Consider the following 3,340-nt stretch of genomic DNA (forward strand, 5'->3'; position numbering starts at 1 on the left):
TATGGCCGGCCATTCGAAATGGGCCAATATTCAGCACCGCAAAGGACGTCAAGACGAAAAGCGCGGCAAGATTTGGACCAAACTCATTAAAGAAATCACGGTTGCAGCTAAATTAGGCGGTGGCGATATTGCTACGAACCCCCGTTTGCGCCTCGCTATTGATAAGGCCAAAGATGCCAATATGCCCAATGACAACGTACAGCGTGCAATTCAGCGTGGTACGGGCTCACTAGAGGGCGTGAACTACGAAGAAATTCGTTATGAGGGTTATGGTCTCAATGGAGCAGCCATTATCGTGGATTGTCTAACCGATAACCGCACTCGTACTGTTGCTGAAGTACGCCATGCATTTGCAAAAAATGGTGGGAATATGGGTGCAGAGGGCTCTGTTGCCTTTATGTTTAAACACTGCGGTCAAATGTTATTTGCTCCTGGCACCAATGAAGATCAACTTATGGAAATTGCACTAGATGCGGGCGCTGAGGATGTGATTACCCATGAAGATGGATCGCTTGAGGTACTCACCCCAGTTCCCGATTTTCCGAGAGTTCAGGACGCACTCACTCAGGCAGGCTTAAAAGCAGAAATAGCTACCGTAACAATGCGCCCAGAAACAGAAACTGAGTTCGAAGGTGAGCAAGCTGAAAGCATGCAAAAACTATTAGATGCCCTTGAGAACCTAGATGATGTGCAAGAAGTATTTACGAATGCTTCTTTGTAACCAGTAAATTTGTTCGTTCAATTCATTCAATACTATTCATCAATATCTCTTTTAGCTCTTTATGAAAATTCTTTTAGTTGGATCCGGCGGTCGTGAACATGCATTAGCATGGAAGCTGGCCCAATCCCCACAAGTTCAAACCGTATATGTAGCACCAGGTAATGGTGGTACCGCAACTGCAAAACAAGCTGCAGCCGGAATTGAAAACCTCCCTATCTCTGACCTTCAAGAGTTGGCAGACTTTGCTAAGCGAGAAAAAATTCATCTAACCGTTGTTGGTCCAGAGGCTCCATTGGCTGCCGGTATCGTAGATGTGTTTCGCAATAATGGCTTGCGCATTTTTGGTCCAACCCAGCTTGCCGCCCAATTAGAGTCCTCGAAAGATTTCTCTAAAGCCTTCATGAAGCGCCATGGGCTTCCCACGGCTGAGTACCAAACATTTTCAAATGCATTAGAGGCGCACGCTTATATTGATGCTAAGGGTGCGCCTATTGTGATCAAGGCGGATGGTCTAGCTGCGGGCAAAGGCGTTGTTGTGGCAATGAATCTAACAGAAGCTCATGCCGCTGTCGATATGATGCTCGCCGATAACAAACTGGGCAATGCCGGTGCACGCGTAGTCATTGAAGAATTTTTAACTGGCGAAGAAGCCAGCTTCATCGTGCTCGTGGATGGCAAGCATGTTTTAGCCTTAGCCACCAGTCAAGATCACAAACGTCTACTCGATGCTGATCAGGGCCCCAATACCGGCGGCATGGGTGCGTACTCTCCAGCCCCAGTTGTTACCCCAGAAATTCATGCACGCGCCTTACGAGAAGTCATCATGCCTACAGTCAAAGGTATGGAGTCTGATGGTATTCCTTACACCGGCTTTCTCTATGCAGGCCTGATGATTTCTACTGATGGCAAGATCAAGACATTGGAATTTAATTGCCGCATGGGTGACCCAGAAACACAACCCATCATGGCGCGCCTGCGCAGTGATTTAGTGAATGCCTTAGATCATGCAGTTGACGGAACTCTCAATGAAGTGGAATTAGACTGGGATCGCCGCACCGCATTGGGCGTAGTGCTCGCAGCCCATAACTATCCAGATACACCGCGCAACGGCGACCTTATCACTGGCATTCCAGCCGACACCGAAGACCAGCTGACCTTTCATGCTGGTACCAAGCTGCAAGATGGCAAGCTTCTCACTTCAGGTGGTCGAGTGATGTGCGTAGTGGGTCTATCAGATACTGTTCGTGGTGCTCAGCAAAAAGCGTATGAGGCCATTTCTAAAATTCAATTTGATGGCATGCAATATCGCAAAGATATTGGCTATCGCGCAGTGAAGTAATTTAATCCACTTATCCATCCCAATAGAGCGACCTTTAAATCTTGTCATCAGCTGAACATACTCAAATCAATATTGCAGAATTAAAAAATTACTTTTTAGGGCTGCAAGATCGAATCACGACTGCGATGAGTACGCTCGATGGCAAAGTATTTATGGTGGATGCCTGGGAAAAACCGGAAGATAGCAAATTAAAAGGTTATGGACGCACCTGTATTTTGGATGGCGGTAATATTCTAGAAAAAGGTGGCGTGGGCTTCTCACATGTCCGTGGCGACCAAATGCCACCATCTGCATCACACCATCGCCCAGAGGTTGCGGGGCGTAGCTTTGAAGCCATGGGCGTTTCACTGGTCTTTCATCCGAACAATCCTAAGGTACCGACCACCCATATGAATGTGCGCTGCTTTATTGCACAAGCTCCAGACAAAGAACCTGTTTGGTGGTTTGGTGGCGGCTTTGATCTCACGCCCTACTATGGCGTTGATGAAGATTGCAAACACTTCCATCAAACAGCTAAGGATGCTTTAGATCCATTTGGTGAGGAGCTCTACCCGCGATTTAAAAAATGGTGTGATGAATATTTTTACTTAAAACATCGTGAAGAGCCACGGGGTATTGGTGGTGTTTTTTTTGATGACTTTAATGAGCTTGGGTTTGAGAAGAGCTTTGCCATGACGCGCGCTGTTGGCGATGCTTTTATTGATGCTTACCTGCCGATTGTCGAGCGTCGCTATAAAGACAGCTTTACCGCCGAAGAAAAAGCGTTTCAAGAATACCGTCGCGGTCGTTATGTGGAATACAACTTGATATTTGATCGTGGCACTATTTTTGGTCTGCACTCTGGTGGACGTACAGAATCTATTTTGATGTCTATGCCACCGGTAGTGCAGTGGTGGTACAACTGGCAGCCAAAACCTGGCACACCAGAAGCCAAGCTCTACGACTACTACCTCAAGCCGCGTAACTGGCTGGCCTAAGTTGAGCTCAGCGCATTTGGATACCCCAAAAAAAATTGGCATTCTGGGTGGTACGTTTGACCCACCACACCTTGGCCACCTTAAATTAGCTACCCATTTTGCAAAGGTTTTGCGTCTCGATGCCTTGCTACTAATCCCCAGTGGCGAACCTTGGCAAAAAAACTCCGACATCACGCCTGCTGAGTTACGCCTCAAACTAACTGAAGCAGCAGGCATTGATCTAGCTCGTGCATTTCTGTACTTAAAAATACCGACTCAAATTGGCGTTGATCGCATAGAAATTGATCGTGCAGGCCCGAGCTA

The 3,340-nt window shown here is 47.2% G+C and carries 4 protein-coding genes; all 4 read left to right on the top strand.

Annotated elements, in window-relative coordinates; genetic code table 11:
* The first annotated feature begins 1 nt into the window (after window position 1).
* Complete coding sequence (locus B7X71_RS14030; RefSeq protein WP_293601065.1) at window positions 2-721, top strand: YebC/PmpR family DNA-binding transcriptional regulator; 720 nt, start codon at window positions 2-4, stop codon at window positions 719-721.
* Between the two features lie 61 nt (window positions 722-782).
* Window positions 783-2,060 (top strand): phosphoribosylamine--glycine ligase, encoded by a 1,278-nt coding sequence (gene purD, locus B7X71_RS14035; RefSeq protein ID WP_293601066.1) that lies wholly within the window; start codon window positions 783-785, stop codon window positions 2,058-2,060.
* A 65-nt stretch (window positions 2,061-2,125) separates the two neighbouring features.
* Window positions 2,126-3,037, top strand: coding sequence for an oxygen-dependent coproporphyrinogen oxidase (hemF, locus tag B7X71_RS14040; RefSeq protein ID WP_293599694.1), 912 nt, complete (start codon window positions 2,126-2,128; stop codon window positions 3,035-3,037).
* A gap of 1 nt (window position 3,038) precedes the next feature.
* The coding region (locus B7X71_RS14045; protein WP_293601067.1) for an adenylyltransferase/cytidyltransferase family protein at window positions 3,039-3,340 on the top strand (302 nt) is incomplete at its 3' end.

This window comes from Polynucleobacter sp. 39-46-10, assembly GCF_002282275.1.